The sequence below is a fragment of the Amycolatopsis sp. NPDC005961 genome (assembly GCF_040629235.1).
Lineage (GTDB): Bacteria > Actinomycetota > Actinomycetes > Mycobacteriales > Pseudonocardiaceae > Amycolatopsis > Amycolatopsis camponoti.
Map to the genome: position 1 here is coordinate 12,775 of NZ_JBEXVF010000003.1, position 19,739 is coordinate 32,513.

Annotated in this window: 19 protein-coding genes; 12 read left to right on the forward strand and 7 right to left on the reverse strand. The window is 70.8% G+C overall.

Going from position 1 to position 19,739, the window contains the following annotated elements; genetic code table 11:
• The first annotated feature begins 13 nt into the window (after positions 1-13).
• The 5 genes from ABZ342_RS03435 to ABZ342_RS03455 all read left to right on the forward strand — a co-directional run bounded on the left by ABZ342_RS03435 (position 14) and on the right by ABZ342_RS03455 (position 4,019).
• The gene (locus ABZ342_RS03435; protein WP_360468416.1) at positions 14-1,075 is read left to right on the forward strand and encodes an ABC transporter substrate-binding protein; all 1,062 of its coding nucleotides are present in this window, start codon (positions 14-16) and stop codon (positions 1,073-1,075) included.
• A gap of 13 nt (positions 1,076-1,088) precedes the next feature.
• Positions 1,089-1,880, forward strand: a complete 792-nt coding sequence (locus tag ABZ342_RS03440) for an ABC transporter ATP-binding protein (RefSeq protein WP_155544930.1) — start codon at positions 1,089-1,091, stop codon at positions 1,878-1,880.
• Positions 1,867-2,760, forward strand: coding sequence for an ABC transporter permease (locus ABZ342_RS03445; RefSeq protein WP_360468417.1), 894 nt, complete (start codon positions 1,867-1,869; stop codon positions 2,758-2,760). Before ABZ342_RS03440 ends, ABZ342_RS03445 begins: the two co-directional genes overlap by 14 nt.
• Positions 2,761-2,832: 72 nt before the next feature.
• The gene (locus tag ABZ342_RS03450; RefSeq protein ID WP_155544932.1) at positions 2,833-3,198 is read left to right on the forward strand and encodes a DUF1761 domain-containing protein; all 366 of its coding nucleotides are present in this window, start codon (positions 2,833-2,835) and stop codon (positions 3,196-3,198) included.
• Entirely contained in the window at positions 3,195-4,019 is an 825-nt protein-coding gene (locus ABZ342_RS03455; RefSeq protein ID WP_360468418.1) for an SMP-30/gluconolactonase/LRE family protein, read from the forward strand. Before ABZ342_RS03450 ends, ABZ342_RS03455 begins: the two co-directional genes overlap by 4 nt.
• On the opposite strand, the gene ABZ342_RS03460 is transcribed toward ABZ342_RS03455, so the two are convergent.
• The gene (locus ABZ342_RS03460; protein WP_155544934.1) at positions 4,005-4,370 is read right to left on the reverse strand and encodes a hypothetical protein; all 366 of its coding nucleotides are present in this window, start codon (positions 4,368-4,370) and stop codon (positions 4,005-4,007) included. The genes ABZ342_RS03455 and ABZ342_RS03460 overlap by 15 nt on opposite strands.
• Positions 4,371-4,465: 95 nt before the next feature.
• On the reverse strand, positions 4,466-6,007 hold the full coding sequence (locus ABZ342_RS03465; RefSeq protein ID WP_155544935.1) for a DEAD/DEAH box helicase: 1,542 nt from the start codon (positions 6,005-6,007) through the stop codon (positions 4,466-4,468).
• Positions 6,008-6,242: 235 nt separating this feature from the next.
• On the opposite strand from ABZ342_RS03465, the gene ABZ342_RS03470 reads away from it, so the two are divergent.
• Genes ABZ342_RS03470 through ABZ342_RS03495 form a run of 6 tightly spaced genes read left to right on the forward strand, consistent with a single transcriptional unit; the run spans position 6,243 to position 10,891 of the window.
• Positions 6,243-7,949, forward strand: a complete 1,707-nt coding sequence (locus ABZ342_RS03470; RefSeq protein ID WP_360468419.1) for an acyl-CoA dehydrogenase — start codon at positions 6,243-6,245, stop codon at positions 7,947-7,949.
• Positions 7,949-8,395 carry a nitroreductase family deazaflavin-dependent oxidoreductase gene (locus tag ABZ342_RS03475; protein ID WP_360468420.1) on the forward strand — a complete coding sequence of 149 codons (447 nt, stop codon included), beginning with the start codon at positions 7,949-7,951 and terminating at the stop codon, positions 8,393-8,395. Before ABZ342_RS03470 ends, ABZ342_RS03475 begins: the two co-directional genes overlap by 1 nt.
• Entirely contained in the window at positions 8,392-9,162 is a 771-nt protein-coding gene (locus tag ABZ342_RS03480) for a fumarylacetoacetate hydrolase family protein (protein ID WP_360468421.1), read from the forward strand. Before ABZ342_RS03475 ends, ABZ342_RS03480 begins: the two co-directional genes overlap by 4 nt.
• A 29-nt stretch (positions 9,163-9,191) precedes the next feature.
• Complete coding sequence (locus ABZ342_RS03485) at positions 9,192-9,806, forward strand: VOC family protein (RefSeq protein ID WP_360468422.1); 615 nt, start codon at positions 9,192-9,194, stop codon at positions 9,804-9,806.
• Between the two features lie 9 nt (positions 9,807-9,815).
• On the forward strand, positions 9,816-10,229 hold the full coding sequence (locus ABZ342_RS03490; RefSeq protein WP_360468423.1) for a hypothetical protein: 414 nt from the start codon (positions 9,816-9,818) through the stop codon (positions 10,227-10,229).
• 59 nt (positions 10,230-10,288) lie between these two features.
• Entirely contained in the window at positions 10,289-10,891 is a 603-nt protein-coding gene (locus ABZ342_RS03495) for a helix-turn-helix domain-containing protein (RefSeq protein ID WP_360468424.1), read from the forward strand.
• Positions 10,892-11,269: 378 nt separating this feature from the next.
• On the opposite strand, the gene ABZ342_RS03500 is transcribed toward ABZ342_RS03495, so the two are convergent.
• Positions 11,270-13,666 (reverse strand): Tex family protein, encoded by a 2,397-nt coding sequence (locus tag ABZ342_RS03500; RefSeq protein WP_360468425.1) that lies wholly within the window; start codon positions 13,664-13,666, stop codon positions 11,270-11,272.
• A gap of 145 nt (positions 13,667-13,811) precedes the next feature.
• Between ABZ342_RS03500 and ABZ342_RS03505 the strand changes: the two genes are divergently transcribed.
• The gene (locus ABZ342_RS03505) at positions 13,812-15,296 is read left to right on the forward strand and encodes a glycosyl hydrolase family 18 protein (protein WP_360468426.1); all 1,485 of its coding nucleotides are present in this window, start codon (positions 13,812-13,814) and stop codon (positions 15,294-15,296) included.
• A 54-nt stretch (positions 15,297-15,350) separates the two neighbouring features.
• Here the strand turns inward: ABZ342_RS03505 and ABZ342_RS03510 are convergent, their stop codons facing one another.
• The 4 genes from ABZ342_RS03510 to ABZ342_RS03525 all read right to left on the reverse strand — a co-directional run bounded on the left by ABZ342_RS03510 (position 15,351) and on the right by ABZ342_RS03525 (position 19,666).
• Complete coding sequence (locus ABZ342_RS03510) at positions 15,351-15,791, reverse strand: barstar family protein (protein WP_360468427.1); 441 nt, start codon at positions 15,789-15,791, stop codon at positions 15,351-15,353.
• A 24-nt stretch (positions 15,792-15,815) separates the two neighbouring features.
• The gene (locus ABZ342_RS03515; RefSeq protein WP_360468428.1) at positions 15,816-16,469 is read right to left on the reverse strand and encodes a hypothetical protein; all 654 of its coding nucleotides are present in this window, start codon (positions 16,467-16,469) and stop codon (positions 15,816-15,818) included.
• 75 nt (positions 16,470-16,544) lie between these two features.
• A complete protein-coding gene (locus ABZ342_RS03520; RefSeq protein WP_360468429.1) occupies positions 16,545-18,203 on the reverse strand; it encodes a GMC family oxidoreductase in 1,659 nt (552 codons plus the stop codon).
• Positions 18,203-19,666 carry an NAD(P)/FAD-dependent oxidoreductase gene (locus ABZ342_RS03525; RefSeq protein ID WP_360468430.1) on the reverse strand — a complete coding sequence of 488 codons (1,464 nt, stop codon included), beginning with the start codon at positions 19,664-19,666 and terminating at the stop codon, positions 18,203-18,205. The genes ABZ342_RS03520 and ABZ342_RS03525 overlap by 1 nt, the downstream gene beginning before the upstream one ends.
• Positions 19,667-19,739 lie beyond the last annotated feature (73 nt).

Here is a 19,739-nt window from a genome sequence, read left to right on the forward strand (position 1 = left end):
AGGCGACGCTGACGTGCGCACCCACCACAGAACCCGCTTCCTGGCCTCGGCGCTGGCCGCCCTGACCGCCGTGGGCGTGCTCGCGGGCTGTTCCCGCGCCGCGGAGAACACCGCCGCCCCGGCCGCGAACGCCGGTGCCGCCGGCGAGGTGCGGCTCGGGTACTTCCCGAACGTCACGCACGCGCCCGCGCTGATCGGCGTCAAGAAGGACTTCTTCAAGCAAGAGCTGGGCTCGACCAAGCTCACCACCCAGACCTTCAACGCCGGCCCCGACGAGGTCAACGCGCTGCTGGGCAACTCGCTCGACATCGCCTTCATCGGCTCGGGCCCGGCGATCAACGCCTTCACCAAGTCCAAGGGCACGATCCAGCTGATCTCGGGCGCCGTCTCCGGCGGTGCGCAGCTGGTCGTCAAGCCGGACATCACCGGCGTCGACCAGCTCAAGGGCAAGACGATCGCCACGCCGCAGCTGGCCAACACCCAGGACGTCGCCCTGAAGAAGTTCCTGGCCGGCAAGCAGCTGACCGACCAGGTCAAGATCACCAACCTGGACAACTCCAAGACGCTCGACGCCTTCAAGAAGGGCGAGCTCGACGGCGGCTGGCTGCCCGAGCCGTGGGCGTCCCGGCTGGTCCTCGACGCCGGCGCGAAGGTCCTGGTCGACGAGAAGGACCTGTGGCCCGGCGGCCGCTTCCCGACCACCGTCGTCATCGTGCGCAGCGAGTTCCTGCAGCAGCACCCGGACACCGTCAAGGCGGTGCTCAAGGGCCAGCTCGCCGCGATCGACTGGGCGAAGGCCAACCCGGCGGACGCCAAGACCGTCGTCAACAGCGCGCTCAAGGAGCTCGCCGGCAGCAGCCTGAGCCAGGGCGTCATCGACCGCGCGTTCTCCGGCATCGAGCTGACCACCGACCCGATCCCGGCCGAGTTCCCGCAGCTCGCGCAGGACTCGGTGACGGCGGGGGTGGTCAAGTCGGCGGTCGCGCTGAAAGGCTTCGCCGACTTCGGCCCGCTCAACGACGTCCTCAAGGAGAAGAACCAGCCCGCCGTGAACGCGCCCGAACTCGCCAAGTGAGAGGCACCCAGCGATGACCACGACCCTCCCGACCGGCCGGAGCAGCTTCACCGGCGCGACCGCGGTCCGGCTCGACGGCGTCCGCAAGACGTTCGGCCCGGCCGGCCGGGCGGTCGTCGCGCTCGACGGCGTGGACCTCACGGTCGCGCCCGGCGAGTTCGTCTGCCTGCTCGGCGCGTCCGGGTGCGGCAAGAGCACGCTGCTGAACCTGGTCGCCGGGCTGGACGCGCCGTCGGCGGGGGAGATCACGCTGAACACCTCGCGGCCCGCGGTCATGTTCCAGGAGGCCGCGCTGATGCCGTGGCTGACCGCCGCCCGCAACGTCGAGCTGCCGCTGCGGCTGGCCGGCTTCGGACGCGCCGAGCGCCGCGAAAAGGCCGCCGAGCTGCTGGAGCTCGTCCGGCTGAACGGCGCGGGCGGCAAGCGGCCGCACGAGCTGTCCGGCGGGATGCGGCAGCGGGTCGCGCTGGCCCGCGCGCTGGCCGCGACCCTGCGCGTCGGCGGCGACCCGGAGCAGGCGCTGCTGCTGATGGACGAGCCGTTCGCCGCGCTCGACGCCATCACCCGCGACGTCCTGCAGGGCGAGCTGCTGCGCGTCTACCGCAGCACCGGCACGTCGGTGCTGTTCGTGACCCACGACGTGCGCGAAGCCGTCCGGCTCGGGCAGCGTGTCGTGCTGCTGTCGTCGCGGCCGGGCAAGGTCGTCCGGGAGTGGACGGACGTCCCGCTGGCCGACGCCGAGGAGCTCACCGATGAGATCACCGGGCACCTGCGAGAGGTGATCAGTACCCATGCCGCAGCTTGACCGGTCCGAGACGGACGCTGTCGAGGACCTCGACGCGGTCGGTGCCGGACTGGATTCGCTCGACGCCCCGGTCGGCGAGCGCCGCCCGAGCTTCTGGAAGCGGTTCGCCTGGGGTTTCCTGCCGCCGGTGCTCGCGCTCGTCCTGCTGATCGTCGTCTGGCAGGTCCTCTGGGCGGCGGCGTTCTGGTCGGAGGCCCAGCTGCCCGCGCCGCTGGCGGTGTGGGACGAGTTCTGGGGCCGCGTCGCCGACGGCCAGGTGTTCGGCTTCGTCTGGACGTCGGTCCACCGCGCCGCGCTCGGTTTCATCGCCGGCGTGGTCATCGGCACGCCGCTGGGCCTGGTCGTGGCCAAGGTCCGGGTGGTGCGGGCGGCGATCGGGCCGCTGCTGAGCGGGCTGCAGAGCCTGCCGTCGGTGGCGTGGGTGCCGGCCGCGATCCTGTGGTTCGGCATCAACGACGGCGCGATCTACTTCGTCGTCCTGCTCGGCTCGGTGCCGTCGATCGCGAACGGCCTGGTGTCCGGCATCGACCAGATCCCGCCGATCCTGCCGCGCGTCGGGCAGGTGATGGGCGCGAACCGGCTCTCGTCGGCCCGGCACATCCTGCTGCCCGCGGCCCTGCCCGGCTTCCTGGCGGGGCTGAAGCAGGGGTGGGCGTTCTCGTGGCGTTCGCTGATGGCCGCCGAGCTGATCGCGTTGTCGCCACAGCTGGGCGTCGGCCTCGGCGCGTACCTGAACCAGGGGTCGTCACTGAACAGCATCGAGACGGTGATCGCGGCGATCTTCCTGATCCTGCTGGTCGGCGTCGGGATCGAGCTGCTGGTGTTCCGCCCGATGGAGCGCGCGGTGCTGCGGGCTCGCGGGCTGACTTCTTCGCTCTAGTTCCCCGCCCGATGTCGAAGCCTGGTCGCCGGCGTCGACGTCCCCTTCGAAAGCCGACGAAGGGAGCAGGCGATGGTTGTCCCGGTGCTGGTGGCGGCGGTGGCCGCGGTCGTGGTGAGCGCGGTCTGGTACACGGTGTTCGGACGGGTCTGGGCCGAGCTGAGCGCGGCGGGCGCGGCGGCGCGGCCCTCGCCGTGGCGGATGGGTGCGGAGTTCGGGCGGACGCTCGCGCTGGTGGTGGTGTTCGCGGTGCTGGCGGCGGCCACCTCTTGGCCGGTGCTCGGCCTGGCGGTGCTGGTGTGGGCCGGGTTCCCGGTGATCATCCTGGCGGGTTCGGTGCTGCACGAGCGTGTCCCGGTCCGGCTGGCCGCGTTGCACGCGGGCGACTGGCTGGTGAAGATCGTCGTCGTGGCACTGGTGCTGGGAGGGTGGCGATGACGGAACCGCTCCTCGACGGGATCGCGTTCGGCGAGTCCCCGCGCTGGCACGACGGCCGCCTGTGGTTCGCCGACTGGCTGGCCCACGAAATCGTCGCCGTCACCCCGGCGGGACAGCGCGAGGTGGTCTTCCGCGCGGACTTCCCGACCATGCCGATGTGCTTCGACTTCCTCGACGGGCAGCCGCTGGTCGTCTCCTCGTCGGACGGCCTCCTGCTGCGGCTCACCGAGTCCGGTCCGGTCACCCACGCCGAGCTGGGCGAGTCGGGATACAACGAGATCGTGGTGGCGCGCGACGGCGGCTGCTACGTAAACGGGGGCGGCTTCGACCTGATGGCGGGGGAGGACTTCCGGCCCGGGCTGGTCCTCCACGTGAGCCCGGCGGGCGAGGTCCGCGAGGTCGCCGACGGGATCGCGTTCGGCAACGGCATGGCCCTGACCCCGGACGGCTCGACGTTGATCGTGGCCGAGTCGTACGCGAAGCGGCTGACCGCGTTCTCCGTCCGGCCGGACGGCTCGCTGACCGGCCGCCGGGTGTGGGCCGACCTGGGCGACGGCGTCCCGGACGGCATCGCGCTCGACGCCTCGGGCGCGGTGTGGGTGTCGGACGTCCCGAACCGGTCGTGCACCCGCGTCCGCGAGGGCGGTCGGGTGCTGGAGCGGCTGACGTTCGCCCACGGCTGTTTCGCCTGCGCGCTGAGCGACGACACGCTGTTCGTGGTGACCCAGGAGTGGCGGGGCGTCGGCGGCGTGGACGCGGCGGACCGGACGGGCGAGATCCTGGCCCACCCGGTTCCGGTCGGCCGCTCAGTCCTCCGGTGAGTCGACGGCGACCTCGAGGGAGAGCTGCTGGAGGAGGTGCAGGACGTCCGGCCCGGGGTTCTCCTCCTCGTAGGCCTCGACGACCTTGACGAACCCCATCAGCAGCCCGCGCATGACCGCCTCCTGGCGGTGCGCCAGCTCGTCGACCGCCTGCTTGACGATGTCCTGGACGTCGGCGAGGTACTCCGGTGGCACGGGGGAGTCCGCCGTCATCGTGAAGTCGAGCGCTCCTTCGAGCAGCTCGGGGTAACCGCTCGCGCCGGCCTCGCCGTCGTTCTCCAGGTTCTGGCGAAGTCGGTAGACCGACGCCAGCAGGCCGATACCGGTCTGCACCAGGTCCGTGTCCTCCATCACGGAAGCATGGCACGCCATCGGCGCCCTCGCCGTCGACGGAGACGACTCGACCCCGGGCCGGCGGCCCGGGGTCGAGTCGTTCGCTTGCCGGCTCAGCGGCCCCGGCGGCCGCCCGCACGGGTGCCGGACGAGAAGGCCGCCGCGCCCCCACTCGAGCCGGAGCCCGAACGGCGGCCGCCCGCGGCCGCGGGAGCGCCGGAGCGTCGTGCCCCACCCGAAGCGGCCGGGGCGCCGGAGCGTCGCGAACCGCCGGAAGCGCCCGCCGACCGGCCGGAACCCTGGCGCTCCGACCGCGGCTGCTGCGCCTCGTCGCGGCGGGCCTGGCCGTTCGCGCGGGAACGCTGGCCGCCGCGGTTCTCCTTCGGCGTGGCGGGAGCGCCACGGCGGCCGCGGCCGCCGCCCGGCGCCGCGCCCGAAGCGGTGACCTTCTTCGGCCGGTCGTCCACCGGCGGCCGCTTCGGCGACGCCGTGAACGAACGCTCACCCGGGGCCAGCTCCGCCAGCAGCGGGTGACCCGGGCCGAGCTGGGTCGTCGTCGGCTTGATGCCGGCCTTGCGCGTCAGGTCGCGCACGTCGCGGACCTGCGCGTCCGTCATCAGCGTCACGACCGTGCCCGACGCGCCCGCGCGCGCCGTGCGGCCCGAGCGGTGCAGGTACGCCTTGTGCTCGACCGGCGGGTCCGCGTGGATGACCAGGCGGACGTCGTCGACGTGGATGCCGCGGGCCGCGATGTCGGTCGCGACCAGCGTCTTGGCGGCGCCGGACGAGAACGCCTCCAGGTTGCGGGTGCGCGCGTTCTGGCCCAGGTTGCCGTGCAGCTCGACCGCCGGGACACCGGACGCCACGAGCTTGCGCGTCAGCGCCTTCGCGCGGCTCTTCGTCCGGGTGAACACCAGCGTGCGGCCCGGGGCCGCGGTCAGGTCGACCAGCACCGGCAGCCGGTGGGTCTCCTCGAGGTGCAGGACGTGGTGCTCCATCGTCGACACCGGCGACTGCGCCGAGTCGACGCTGTGCGTGATCGGGTCGTTCATGAAGCGCTTGACCAGCACGTCGACGCCGTTGTCCAGCGTCGCGGAGAACAGCATGCGCTGCCCGCGCGACGGCGTCTGGTCCATGATCCGGCGCACCTCGGGCAGGAAGCCCAGGTCGGCCATGTGGTCGGCCTCGTCGAGGACGGTGATCTCGATCGCGTCGAGCTTCACGTGGCCGGAGCGCATGTGGTCGGCGAGCCGGCCGGGGCAGGCGACGACGACGTCGACGCCGTCACGCAGCCGCGTGATCTGCGGGTTCGCGCTCACGCCACCGAAGATGGTGGTCGTCTTCAGGCCCAGCGGCTTCGCCAGCGGCAGGATCGAGGCTTCGATCTGGGTCGCGAGCTCGCGGGTCGGCGCCAGGATCAGCGCGCGGGGGCGGCCCGGCTTGCGCCGCGTCGGGCCCGCCGAGAGGCGCGCCAGCAGGGGCAGGACGAAGCCGTAGGTCTTGCCGGAGCCGGTCCGGCCGCGGCCGAGCACGTCGCGCCCGGCGAGGGTGTGCGGCAGGGTCGCCGCCTGGATGGGGAAGGGCTCGGTGACGCCCTGCGCGGCCAGTGCGTCCACCAGGGTCGTGGGCAGGCCGAGTTCAGCGAAAGTGCTCATAAGTGCATGCGGGCGCCACTGCGCCCTGGTCTCCGTAATCTGAGAAGGGTTGTCCTGCCCGGCGCAGACCGGTCAACGGCCGCGGCGCGTGGTAGTCGACAACAGCAGCGGGCCGAGGCAGAACTGAGCGGCCCGCAAGATCAGTGTAGCCGGTGGGAGTGACGTACCCCTAGTGAGATTGCCCGCACTCGAGGAGACTTGCTAAGTTACCGGTCGGTAATCGAAGAGGAGTGCCATGCTGCTGAACCCGCACGAGTACGACCCGAGCCACTTCGACGCGGAGACGCGCCGGCTGCTCCGGGCCACCATCGACTGGTTCGAGCAGCGCGGCAAGGCGAAGCTGGCCGAGGACTACCACGCCCGCACCTTCTACGCGGACTTCCTCGAGTTCGCGGGCAAGGAAGGCCTGTTCTCGACCTTCCTGACGCCGGCCGCGAACGCCGGCGGGAACCCGGACAAGCGCTGGGACACCGCCCGCGTCGCCGCGCTGTCGGAGATCCTCGGGTTCTACGGCCTGAACTACTGGTACCCGTGGCAGGTCACGATCCTCGGCCTCGGCCCGGTCTGGCAGAGCGGCAACGACGTCGCCCGCAAGCGCGCGGCGGACGCCCTCGACGCCGGCGGCGTCGGCGCCTTCGGACTGTCCGAAAAGGACCACGGCGCCGACATCTACTCGTCCGACCTGGTACTGACGAAGGACGGCGACGGCTACCGCGCCACCGGCTCGAAGTACTACATCGGCAACGGCAACTGCGCGCGCACGGTGTCGGTCTTCGGCCGCATCGACGGCGTCGAGGGCCCGGACCAGTACGTCTTCTTCTACGCCGATTCCGAGCACCCGAATTACCACGTGGTGAAGAACGTGGTGCCGTCGCAGATGTACGTCGCGGAGTTCCGGCTCGAGGACTACCCGGTGCACGCCGACGACATCCTCCACGTCGGCGCCGAAGCCTTCAGCGCCGCGTTGAACACGGTCAACATCGGCAAGTTCAACCTCTGCTTCGGCGGCATCGGCATGGCGACGCACTCGCTGTACGAGGCCATCACGCACGCGCACAACCGCGTCCTGTACGGCAAGCCCGTCACGAACTTCCCGCACGTGCGCCGCGAGTTCGTCGAGGCCTACGCGCGGCTGACCGCGATGAAGCTGTTCTCCGACCGCGCCGTCGACTACTTCCGCAGCGCGCACGCCGAAGACCGCCGCTACCTGCTGTTCAACCCGATCACCAAGATGAAGGTGACGACCGAGGCGCAGAAGGTGATCGGCCTGGTCGCCGACGTCGTCGCGGCCAAGGGCTTCGAGGCCGACACGTACCTCGCGATGTCCAAGAACGACATCGATGGCCTGCCCAAGCTCGAAGGCACGGTGGCCGTGAACCTCGCGCTGATCGCGAAGTTCATGCCCGCGTACCTGTTCGCGCCGCAGGAGTACGCGCCGGTCGGGACCCGCACCGACGCCGCGGACGACGAGTTCCTCTTCCGCCAGGGTCCGGCGCGCGGCCTGTCGAAGGTCCGCTTCCACGACTGGAAGACCGCCTACGCCGGCGCCGCGCACATCCCGAACGTCGCGCTGTTCACCGAGCAGGCGGGGTACCTCGTCAAGCTGCTCACGGAGGCCGCGCCGGACGAGGCCCAGCAGGCCGACCTCGACTTCGGGCTCGCGCTGACCGAGCTGTTCACGCTCATCGTCTACGGCCAGCTGATCCTGGAGCAGGCCGAGATCACCGGCCTCGACGAGGAGGTCGTCGACCAGATCTTCGCCGTGCTGGTGCAGGACTTCAGCGCCGCGGCGGTCGACCTGAACGGCAAGGCGAGCTCGACCGACGCCCAGCAGGCGATCGCCCTGGCCGCGCTGCGCAAGCCGGTGGTGGACGCCGAGCGCTTCGAGAACGTCTGGACGAGGGTCCGCGAGCTTTCCGGGGTCTACGCTATGCACCCGTGATGGCCAGGAAGTACCAGCTCGGCGTGATGCGCAAGGCCGCGAACGTCGTCGTGACGGCGTTGCTGGAGCGCGGGATCCCGGTCAACGGGCGCACCGGCTACCTGCTGACCACGCGAGGACGCAAGAGCGGAGTGGACCGGACCACTCCGGTCAACGTCCTCGAGGTCGGCGGTGACCGCTGGCTCGTCTCGCCGTACGGGCAGGTCGGCTGGGTGCACAACCTGCGCGCCGACGCCACCGCCCGGCTGCGGCGCGGCCGCACGCGCGAGACGTGGTCCGTCGAAGAGGCCGACGCCGCGGCGGCCGGGCCGGTGCTGCGCGCGTACGTGCGCAAGATCCCCGTGACGGCGCCGTTCTTCGACGCGAAGCTCAGCGACTCCGCCGAAGCCTTCGCCGCGGAAGCCGATCGACACCCGGTCTTCCGGTTGGCAAGATCGCGAGGGTGAACCGAGAGCGGGCGGCGGAACTCATCTGGGATGCGTGGCAGACCGGGAAACGCCTCGACGGCCTTCCCGACGACGCCCGCCCGCGCGACCTCGCCGAGGGCATGGCCGCGCAGACGGCGCTCGCCGCGCTGGCCGGGCCGGTGTCCGGCTGGAAGATCGCCGCGACGACCGCGTACGCCCGCCAGTACCTCGACGTCCCCGGCCCGCTGGCGGGGGTGATGTTCGAGCGGTTCCGCCACGCCGAGGGCGAGCCGGTGCCGGCCGACACGATGACGATGGGCGTCGCCGAGCCCGAGTTCGCCTTCCGGCTCAAGGCCGACCCCGGGCTGTCGCCGTCGCTGACCGCGGTGCTCGACGCCGTGGACACGATGGTCCTCGCGCTCGAGATGCCGGACAGCCGCTACACCGACCACCGGCACGCGGGCGGGCCGCAGCTGCTGGCCGACGTCGCGTGCGCGGGCCGGTTCGTCGAGGGGCGGGCGGTGCCGGGCTGGCGCGACCTCGACCTCCCGCGGCAGCAGGTCGTCCTGCACGCCGACGGCGAGGAGTTCTCGCGCGGCAGCGGCAGCCTGGTGCTCGGCGACCCGCGGCTGGCGCTGCACTGGCTGGCGATGGAACTGCCCCGCCACGGCCTCGCGTTGCGCCCCGGCGACATCGTGACGACGGGGACGGCGACCCCGCCGTGCCCGATCCACGCCGGCGGGCAGGTGGTCGCCGACTTCGGCGCGCTGGGCGCGGTCGAGGTGCGGTTCGCCGGGGGAGGGTAATTCGGCGGATCCGGGGCTATCGTCGGCGCGTGGGCGAGCGCGGCAGGCCACGGCACCCCGACCGGCTGACCCCCGCCGAGTGGCGGGTGGTCGACGCGGTCCGCCACGGCCTGAGCAACGGCGAGATCGCGAGGCGGCGCGGCACGAGCCGGGACGCCGTCAAGTTCCACGTCGGCAACGCCGTCCGCAAGCTCGGCCTGACCGGACGGGCCGAGCTGCGCACGTGGCGCGGCGCCGCGGCGGACAGTGCGCTCGCGGGCCGGGTTTCGGAGGAGGCACCGATGCTGGGACCGATCGGCCAGGTTTCGCGGACCGTGACGGATCTCGACCGGGCAAAGGCGTTCTACGGCGACGTGCTCGGCCTGGAACACCTCTACACGTTCGGGGACTTGGCGTTCTTCGACTGCGACGGCGTCCGGCTGTTCCTGACGGCGGGCGAGCCGCGCGGAGCGGAGTCGGTGCTGTACTTCACGGTCCCGGACATCGACGCGGCGTACGACTCGCTGCGCGCGCGGGGCGTCGAGTTCGTCGGCGCGCCGCACCTGATCTTCCGCCACGAGTCCGGGGTGGAGGAGTGGATGGCGTTCTTCACCGACCCCGACGGCCACGCGACCGCGATCATGGCGCGCGTTCCGCCTGGTTAGAGTGACCGGGTGCTGACGTTCCGTGCCGGGTTCGTGGTGTTGGCCACGGTGGTCTTCGTGCTCGACGCGGGGTTCTGGTGGTTCGCGCGGGCTCAGCACCAGACGACGGCCCGCATCGGCTTCCTCGTGGCGTTCGTCGTGCTGCTGGCGCTGCTCGCTTTGGCCGCCGGGCTGGTCCGGTGGGAGATCGCGGCCCCGCTGGGAGCGGCGTCGACGTCCGGCTTGTTCTTCGTGGGGGCGGCGGCGATCTTCAGCGTGGGCTTCGGGTTCCTGCTGGCGGCGGTGGTGGAGGCGGCCCTGCTGAGGCGGCTGGTGCTGGACGCGTCCCCGGTGGGCTGGCGCGGCGGAACCGGGGTGATCAGCTCGGCGGCCGCGGTGGTGCCGGGGGTGTTGTTCGTGGTCGGCTTGGCCGCGCTGCGCTGAGCGCGACGGGATCGCAGAGGATGCTTTGCAAAGGGCTCTCTGCGGTTTAGGCTGAGCCCATGACCGAGGATCGCCGGACCGGGGCGTCACGACCGATCGACGCGCGGATGCTCCGGGCGCTGGCCCACCCGCTGCGGATGCGCATGCTCGACCTGTTGCAGGCGGACGGTCCCGCCACCGCGACCGGGCTGGGGAAGCGGGTCGGCGAAAGCTCCGGAACCACCAGCTGGCACCTGCGTCTGCTGGCCGGAGCCGGCCTGGTCGAAGAGGACACCGAACGCGGGAACAAGCGCGAGCGCTGGTGGCGCTCGGTGGAGGAGTCGACGCGGATGCGGGCCGCGGACTTCATCGACGACCCGGACCTCGCCGCTCCCATGGACATGTTCCTGCGGTCCGTGATCGAGCAGCGCTACCAGGCGGAGTCGCAGTTCCTCAGCGAACTGCCGAGGTGGGTGGGGGAGTGGTACGACAAGGCCGTTTTCGGCGACGCGAGGTTGTCCCTCACGCCCGAGGAAACGGTGGCGATGAGCGACGAGATCGACGCGGTGATCAACCGCTACCGCCGGGACGCGCGCCCGGGCGACCACAGCGTGATCGCGCACTGGTCGGCGTTCCCGCGGCAAGCGCAACCAGAGGAACCCGACACATCGAAGCCAGGCTGAGGGGGACGAACGTGGTGCACTTCTTGATGGCGGAAGACCTGGTCCGCGAACGAGAGACCGAGCTGAGAGCGGCGCGGCGCCAATCTCGCGGGCGGACCGTCACGCGACGGCAGCGCCTCGGGTGGCTGCTCGTCGAAACGGGCCTGAGGCTCGTGGCGAGCCGGGATCGGACGCGCCGCAGTCAGGCAGCGGTTTCTGCGGTCACGTGACACGGCTGGTGGTGGGCCTGGCCGCGCTACGCCGACCCGGGCGTGCCCCCGCCACTCCTAGGGGGGCGTGCCCTGGTCCAGTCTATCGGCGCTCACCGACGAACCTGGCCGGAAAGCCACCGACCGGCGGAGTTGTCCACAACTCCGCCGGCCTGTGGATACCGAGGTCCTACTTGCCGAACCCGGCGCGCCGCAGCGCGTCCGCCATCGAGCCGCTGCCGCCCGAGCCGGAGCCGGAATTCCCGCCCCGACCGCCACCACCACCGGAGCCGCCGCGCTGACCGCCCCCGCCGCCCGAACCGCCACGACGCTGACCACCGCCGCCACCGCCTTGACCCCGGTCACGACCCCCACCGCCGCCACCGCGGTTCCCAGCCGGGGCACCCGGCTCGTCGTCCAACCGCAGCGTCAGCGAAATCCGCTTCCGCGGCACATCGACGTCCAGAACCTTCACCTTCACGATGTCCCCGGGCTTCACGACTTCCCGAGGATCCTTCACAAAATTCTTCGACAGCGCCGAAACGTGCGCGAGCCCGTCCTGGTGCACGCCCACGTCGATGAACGCCCCGAACGCCGCCACGTTCGTCACGACTCCCTCGAGCCGCATTCCCGGCTTCAGGTCGCCGATCTTGTCCACGCCCTCCGCGAACGTCGCCGTCTTGAACGCCGGGCGGGGGTCGCGGCCCGGCTTGTCCAGCTCCGCCAGGATGTCCGTCACCGTCGGGAGACCGAACGTCTCGTCCACGAACTGCGCCGGCTTCAACGACGACAGCGTCCGCGTGTTGCCGATCAGCGAGCGCAGGTCCGTGCCCGTCGCCGACAGGATGCGCCGGACCACCGGGTACGCCTCCGGGTGCACCGACGACGAGTCGAGCGGGTCGTCGCCGTCCGGGATGCGCAGGAAGCCCGCGCACTGCTCGAACGCCTTCGGGCCGAGGCGCGCGACCTCCTTCAGCGCCGTCCGGGAGCGGAACGGCCCGTTCGTGTCGCGGTGGGAGACAATGTTCTCCGCCAGCCCCGTCGTGATGCCCGAGACGCGGGTCAGCAGGGGCGCCGACGCCGTGTTGACGTCCACGCCGACCGCGTTCACGCAGTCCTCGACCACCGCGTCGAGGGAGCGCGACAGCGAAACCTCGGACAGGTCGTGCTGGTACTGCCCGACACCGATCGACTTCGGGTCGATCTTCACCAGCTCGGCCAGCGGGTCCTGCAGCCGTCGCGCGATCGAGACCGCGCCGCGCAGCGAGACGTCCATGTTCGGCAGCTCCGCCGAAGCGAACGCCGACGCCGAGTACACCGACGCGCCCGCCTCGGACACGATCGCCTTGGTCAGCTTCAGCTCGGGGTGCTTCTTGATGAGCTCGATCGCGAGCTTGTCCGTCTCGCGCGACGCCGTGCCGTTGCCGATCGAGATCAGGTCGACCTGGTGCCGGGCGCACAGCGCCGCCAGCTCCGCGATCGACTGGTCCCACTTGTTCGCCGGCTGGTGCGGGTAGATGACGTGGGTGTCGACGACCTTGCCGGTCGCGTCCACGACGGCCACCTTGACGCCGGTGCGGAAGCCCGGGTCGAGGCCCATCGTGGCGCGGGTGCCGGCCGGCGCGGCCAGCAGCAGGTCGCGCAGGTTGGCCGCGAAAACGCGCACGGCGTCGTCCTCGGCCGCCTGGCGCAGCCGCATCCGCAGGTCGATGCCCAGGTGCAGGAGGATCTTGGTGCGCCACGCCCAGCGCACGGTGTCGCCGAGCCACTTGTCGCCCGGCCGGCCCTGCTGCGTGATGCCGAACTTCGCGGCGATGCGCGTCTCGTAGTCGGTCGGGCCGACCTGCGGCTCGTCGGTGGGCTCGTCCGGCGACATGGTGAGGTCGAGGACCTCTTCCTTCTCGCCGCGCAGCATCGCGAGGATCCGGTGCGAGGGGAGCTTGGTGTACGGCTCGGAGAAGTCGAAGTAGTCCGAGAACTTCGCGCCTTCCTCCTCCTTGCCCGCGCGCACCTTGGCGACCAGGTGACCCTGGCCCCACATCTTCTCGCGCAGGTCACCGATGAGGTCGGCGTCCTCGGCGAAGCGCTCGACGAGGATCGAGCGGGCGCCGTCGAGGGCGGCCTGCGCGTCCGCGACGCCCTTGTCCGCGTCGACGAACACCGCGGCCGCGGCCTGCGGGTCGGTCGTCGGGTCGTTCAGCAGGCCGTCGGCCAGCGGCTCGAGGCCCGCTTCGCGCGCGATCATGGCCTTCGTGCGACGCTTCGGCTTGAACGGGAGGTAGATGTCCTCCAGCCGTGACTTCGTGTCCGCGGCGAGGATCGACGCCTCGAGGGCCTCGTCCAGCTTGCCCTGGCTGCGGATGGATTCGAGCACCGCGAGCCGGCGCTCGTCGAGTTCCCGCAGGTAGCGCAGCCGCTCTTCGAGCGTGCGCAGCTGCGCGTCGTCGAGCATGCCGGTGACTTCCTTGCGGTACCGCGCGATGAACGGGACGGTCGAACCGCCGTCGAGCAGCTCGACGGTGGCCTTGACCTGTCCTTCGCGCACGCCCAGTTCTTCGGCGATCCTCTGCTCGACCGACACGCTCACTGCTACACGCTCCTGCTTCGCCTGGTTCCGATCGTCTCATTCTGCCGTTTCCGCCACCCCGACTTTCGGATGGGGCTCCTTGACAATCATATTGGTCTAGTCCATTTTGTGGTGACCTGCCTCACCGCCTTCGTGGAGGTCGCCCGTGGTCCCCAAGGTTCGTCTAGCCCTGCTTTCGTTACTTTCCGTGGTCGCGCTGAGTCTCGGCGTGACGTTCGTCCTCGCCGGCAACGCCTCGGCGGCGAACATCCTGGCCAACCCCGGCTTCGAAGCCGGCACCTCGGGCTGGACGTGCACCTCCCCGCCGACCGCGGTGAGCAGCCCGGTCCACAGCGGGAGCCGTGCGCTGAACGTGACGCCGACGTCGTCGGACAACGCGCAGTGCTCGCAGACGCTCACCGTCTCGGCGAACACGGCCTACAAGCTGTCGGCCTGGGTCCAGGGCAGCTACGTCTACCTGGGCGTTTCCGGCTCGGCGACGACCAGCACGTGGACCCCGGGCACCAGCGGCTACCAGCAGCTGTCGCTGAGCTTCACGACCGGCTCGAGCACGTCGCTGACGGTGTACCTGCACGGCTGGTACGGCCAGCCGACGTACTACGCCGACGACGTCAGCCTCGACGGCCCGGGCACCCCGCCGCCGACGACGCCGACCACGCCCACGACGCCGACCACGCCGACGACCCCGCCCACCACCACGACCCCGCCGACGACGACCACGCCGCCGCCCACGCAGGGTGACCTGCCGAAGCACGTCCTGACCGGCTACTGGCAGAACTTCTACAACGGCGCCAAGGCGCTGAAGCTGGCCGACGTCCCGACGAAGTACAACATCATCGCGGTGTCGTTCGCGGACGCCACGGGCACGCCGGGCGCGGTGAGCTTCACGCTCGATTCAGGCCTGTCGTCGCAGCTCGGCGGCTACACGGACGCGCAGTTCAAGGCCGACATCAAGACGGTCCAGGCGCGCGGCCAGCGGGTCATCATCTCGGTCGGCGGCCAGAACGGCACGATCAGCGTGAGCGACTCTTCGTCGGCGAACAACTTCGCGAACAGCGTCAAGTCGCTGATCTCGAACTACGGTTTCGACGGCGTCGACATCGACCTCGAGAACGGCATCAACGCGACGTACATGGGCCAGGCGCTGCGCAGCATCTACAACGGCGGCGGCAAGGTGATCACGATGGCGCCGCAGACGATCGACATGCAGTCCACCCAGGGCGGCTACTTCCAGCTGGCGCTGGGCATCAAGGACATCCTGACGGTCGTCAACATGCAGTACTACAACTCCGGCACGATGCTCGGCTGCAACGGCAGCGTGTACGCGCAGGGCACGGTCGACTTCCTGACGGCGCTGGCGTGCATCCAGCTCCAGGGCGGCCTGCGCGCGGACCAGGTTGGGCTGGGCCTCCCGGCGTCCTCACAGGCGGCGGGCGGCGGCTACCAGGCCCCGTCGAACACGGTGTCGGCGCTGAACTGCCTGGCGCGAGGAACATCGTGCGGCTCATTCAAGCCGTCGGCGACATACCCGACGATCCGCGGCGCGATGACGTGGTCGATCAACTGGGACGCGTCGAACGGGTACGCGTTCGCCAACACGGTGTCGGCCGGGCTCGCGGGCCTGCCGTAACCGTGCGCTGAAAGGCCCTCCCGGAAGCGCGGTCCGGGAGGGCCTTTTCGCGTTCTAGCCGCGCAGCTCGGTCCGCAGCGCTTCGACGTCGGCTTCCGCGGCGAGGAGGATGGTCCGGAACGGGACCCCGGCGTTGCCCGGACGGCCCAGCGGGTTCGCCCACTCCCGCGCGGCCCGCCCGAGGATTCCGAGGAGGGTCCGCCGGCCTTCCGCGTCGCCGCCCAGCAACCGCATCGGCTCCTCGACGACGACCAGGTACCGGTCCGCCGGCAGCCAGTTCAGGTCGCGCAGGCAGTCGGAGAGGGCGTCCCAGTTCCAGCCGAAGTAAGCCGGGAACCGCAGCGCGTCCGAGAACTGGCCGAACAGCTCGTCCTCGCTCCTAGCGGCGGCACCGTCGATCCGGGCGACGGCGACCACGCCTGGCGGCGGGACGGCTTCGACTGCCGCGATCCCCTGGTCCCGGGGCAGGACGATGATGCCAGGTGTCGTCCACATGGGGACATTGTCGTCGCCGGCCGCTCACTTCTCGTAGGTGGTGACGTCGAAGCTGACTTTCGTCGCGCTCACAGCAGTCAGGCGGACCGCCGCGAAGCGTCCGTCGGAAGTCTTGACGCAGTAGCCCTGGCCGGCCGCCAGGTCATCGATTGCGTACCGGCCGTTTTCGTATCCGGTCTCCTCGCGGCACGATTGGTAGCTGCCCGTGGCCGAGCCGGGGAGCTTCACCGTCGCGCTCCAGCCGACGTAGCCGAAGTCGCGACCGTTGAAGCTCAGGTCGTTCTTGCCGGTGAAGGAGCCGGTGGTGCCCCATTGCGGATCCGACGCGGGGCTGTCGAGGTCTACCGTGAAGTCGCGCGCGATGCTGACATTTCCCTCGTGCCGCACGGTTCCCCCAGTCTGGGCCGTGGTGGGGGAGGCTTCGGTGGCCGGCGGGGAAGTCTGCTGCTTCAGGCTGCTGATTTCCTGCTGGGCCGAGGTCAGCCGGCTGCCCCGGTCGGCGGCGGTCGACTCCGCGAGGCTCTTCTCGCGGTTGGCGTTCACCGTCAACAGGGTCAAGAGGCTGGCGGCCACCGTCAGCAACCCGGAGACCACCGCGAGGACCTGGCCGATGGTCTTCCACTTCTCCTCGGAACGGCGCGGCGGCGGCCCGGGCGTCGTCGGGTGGGTGACGGTCACTTCCGGCCTCCGGTCTCGTCGGGAACCGGCTTCGGCCGGTCCACCTGCCCAGAGTCGCCCGAAGCGAGCGAACTGCTACACCGGCGTGATCGGCAACCTCAGTGCCCCCGGCGCCTCCGACGGCACCACCGGGTTCTTCGGCACCACCGGCGCCACCCGCTGATACGGCGACCCCAACGCCGGCCGCGGATCCGACTCACCCCGATTCGGCCAGAAAGCCATCGCCCGCTCGGCCTGCGCCGTGATCGTCAGCGACGGGTTCACCCCCAGGTTCGCCGAGATCGCCGACCCGTCGACAACGTGCAGCCCCGGATACCCGAACACTCGCTGATAAGGATCCACGACCCCGGTCGAAGCCGAATCCCCGATCGCGCACCCGCCGATGAAATGGCCCGTGATCGGGATGTTCGCCATGTCCGTCCACGCGCCCTGGGGCAGCCCGCCGATCTTCGAAGCCACCCGGCGCGTCACCTCGTGCCCGGCCGGGATCCAGGACGGCGAAGGCGCTCCGGAACCCTGGCGAGTCGTCATCCGGCGGCCGAACAACCCACGCTTCGTGTACGTCGTCACCGAATTGTCCAAAGTCTGCATCACCAGCAGCCCGATCATCCGCTCCGACCAGCGCCGCGGGTTGTGGATGCGCAGCAGATGACGGCGCTGCCGCCACAGCTCGCGCAACCCCAGGACCCAGCGACGGCGGCCCGCGACGCCGTCCACCAGCACCGTGGCCATCAGGCCCATCACGTTGCTGCCCCGCCCGTACCGCACCGGCTCCACGTGCGTCACGTCGTCCGGGTGGATCGACGACGTGATCGCGACACCCCGCGTGTAGTCCGTGTCCGGGCGCAGCGACCTCGCCGCCAGTACCGCCTCCGAGTTCGTCCGCGCCAGCAGACCCAGTCGCGGGGAAAGCGAAGGCAGAACACCGGTGTCGCGCATGCGGTGCAACAACCGCTGCGTTCCCAACGCCGCGGCCGAGAACACCACCTGCGACGCCGTGAACGTCCGGCGGGAAACGCCGCCGGTCCGCCGCGTGTCGACCGCGTACCCGCCGGGCACCGGCCGCACCGTCACCGCGGTGGTCAAGGGGTGAACGACGGCACCCGCCTGCTCGGCCAGGTACAGGTAGTTCTTCACCGTGGTGTTCTTCGCCCCGACCCGGCAGCCGGTCATGCACTCGCCGCACAACGTGCACGACGAACGCAGCGGGCCGGCCCCGCCGAAGAACGGGTCCACTCCGGACTGTCCGAAGTAGACGCCGACCGGGGTTCGGCGGTACGTGTGGCCGATGCCCATGTCCTCGGCCACCTCGAGCAGCACCCGGTCCGCGGCCGTCGTCGCCGGGTTCTCGACCACGCCCAGCATCCGCTTCGCCTGGTCGTAGTACGGCGCCAGCTCGTCCTTCCAGTCGGTGATGTGCGCCCACTGGGGATCGGCGTAGAACTTGTCCGGTGGCTCGTACAGCGTGTTCGCGTACACCAGCGAACCGCCGCCGACGCCGGAGCCGCTCATCACGAACGTGTTCTTCAGCAGCGTCAGCCGCTGGATGCCGAAACACCCCAGCGCGGGCGCCCACAGGTACTTCCGCAGCCGCCACGACGTCTTCGCGAACTCGTCGTCGGCGAACCGGCGGCCGGTCTCCAGCACGCCGACGCGGTAGCCCTTCTCGGTCAGCCGCAGCGCCGTGACGCTCCCGCCGAAGCCCGACCCGATCACCAGGACGTCGTAGTCCATCACGCCACCACCCGGAAGTCGGCGGGTTCGAGCCGCCGGGTCCGGCGGTCGTACTCGGTGACCAGGCCCGGCCAGTTGGTCGTCACCCGGCCGTCGGCCTGCCGGTACCAGCTCGTGCAGGCGCTCCACACGCTGTGACCCAGCCGCCCCTGGACCTCCCGGTCGTAACGCTCCTCGACCTCCGCCCGTACGTCCACGTAGGACACGCCGGGCCGCGCGAGCTGCTCGACCGCCTGGCGGATGTAGCGCGCCTGCCGCTCGATCATGTAGATGATGGACCCGGCGCCGAGGTTGGTGTTCGGCCCGTAGACGCAGAACATGTTGGGGAACCCGGGCACGGCGATGCCCAGGTAGGCCCGCGCGCCCCCGGCCCACTCGTCCCGCAGGGACCGCCCGCCGAGGCCGCGCACCTCCAGCCGGCCGAGGAAGTCCGTCGCGGCGAACCCGGTGCCGTAGACCAGGACGTCCGCGTCGATCTCGGTCCCGTCCTCGACGCGCACGCCGCGCGGCGTGATCGAAGAGATCCGCCGCGTCTCGACGTCGACGTCCGGTTGCGCCAGCGCGGGCAGGTACTCGTTGGTGAACAGGATCCGCTTGCAGCCCAGGGGATAGGCCGGCTTCAGCTTCGCGCGCAGCTCCGGGTCCTTGATGTGGCGACGGCGCAGCTGCGCCGTCCGCAGCTCGAACATCTTCGCCAGCACGGGGTGCTTAGTCATCGCGTACGTCGCGTATTCGGCGAGCAGGAAGATCCGCAGCCGCCCGAGCAGCTGCGTGGGCGGCACGTGCTCGAACAGCCAGTGCTGCCACCGCCGGTAGGTCGGATCGGACTTCGCCATGACGTACGGCGGCGTGCGCTGGAAGACCGTGACGTGCTTCGCGCGCTTGCGCAGCTCGGGCACGAACTGGACGGCGCTGGCCCCGGTCCCGATGACGGCGACGCGCTTGCCGGCCAGGTCGACGTCGTGGTCCCAGCGCGCCGAGTGGAAGGCGTCGCCGCCGAAGCTCTCGCGGCCCGGGATGTCCGGCAGCACCGGCCGCGACAGCTGGCCGACGGCGGGGACGAAAACGTTTGCCTCGTGCGTTTCACCGCTCCGGGTCTCGACGCGCCAGACCCCGCGTCCCTCGTCGAACGCGGCGCCGGTGACCTCGGTCCGGTAGCGGATGTGCGGCTCGAGCCCGTACTTCGCGATGACGCGCCGCAGGTAGCCCAGGATGTCCGGCTGGTGCGAGAACCGCTTCGGCCAGCGCGGGTTCGGCTCGAAGGAGAACGAGTAGAGCGGCGACGGGATGTCGCACGCGGCGCCGGGGTAGGTGTTGTCCCGCCAGACGCCGCCGGGCTCGGCCGCGCTCTCCAGGATCGTGAAGTCGGTGAACCCGGCGCGCTTCAGCTCGATCGCCGTCCCGATGCCGCCGAAACCGGTGCCCACGATCAGCACCGACGGCCCCTTCGCCGAACTACTCATGCGAGGAAAGCTACGCAGCCGAAGCCTGTGACAACAGGCCACGAACGGTCACTCGATCGAGAATTCCGGCCAG

Excerpts from the sequence above, each read along its gene's own strand:
- ABZ342_RS03440 (WP_155544930.1), top strand. The coding sequence starts at position 1,089 with ATGACCACGACCCTCCCGACCGGCCGGAGCAGCTTCACCGGCGCGACC.
- ABZ342_RS03445 (WP_360468417.1), top strand. The coding sequence starts at position 1,867 with ATGCCGCAGCTTGACCGGTCCGAGACGGACGCTGTCGAGGACCTCGAC.
- ABZ342_RS03450 (WP_155544932.1), top strand. The coding sequence starts at position 2,833 with ATGGTTGTCCCGGTGCTGGTGGCGGCGGTGGCCGCGGTCGTGGTGAGC.
- ABZ342_RS03455 (WP_360468418.1), top strand. The coding sequence starts at position 3,195 with ATGACGGAACCGCTCCTCGACGGGATCGCGTTCGGCGAGTCCCCGCGC.
- ABZ342_RS03460 (WP_155544934.1), bottom strand. The coding sequence starts at position 4,370 with ATGGAGGACACGGACCTGGTGCAGACCGGTATCGGCCTGCTGGCGTCG.
- ABZ342_RS03465 (WP_155544935.1), bottom strand. The coding sequence starts at position 6,007 with ATGAGCACTTTCGCTGAACTCGGCCTGCCCACGACCCTGGTGGACGCA.
- ABZ342_RS03470 (WP_360468419.1), top strand. The coding sequence starts at position 6,243 with ATGCTGCTGAACCCGCACGAGTACGACCCGAGCCACTTCGACGCGGAG.
- ABZ342_RS03475 (WP_360468420.1), top strand. The coding sequence starts at position 7,949 with ATGGCCAGGAAGTACCAGCTCGGCGTGATGCGCAAGGCCGCGAACGTC.
- ABZ342_RS03495 (WP_360468424.1), top strand. The coding sequence starts at position 10,289 with ATGACCGAGGATCGCCGGACCGGGGCGTCACGACCGATCGACGCGCGG.
- ABZ342_RS03510 (WP_360468427.1), bottom strand. The coding sequence starts at position 15,791 with ATGTGGACGACACCTGGCATCATCGTCCTGCCCCGGGACCAGGGGATC.
- ABZ342_RS03520 (WP_360468429.1), bottom strand. The coding sequence starts at position 18,203 with ATGGACTACGACGTCCTGGTGATCGGGTCGGGCTTCGGCGGGAGCGTC.
- ABZ342_RS03525 (WP_360468430.1), bottom strand. The coding sequence starts at position 19,666 with ATGAGTAGTTCGGCGAAGGGGCCGTCGGTGCTGATCGTGGGCACCGGT.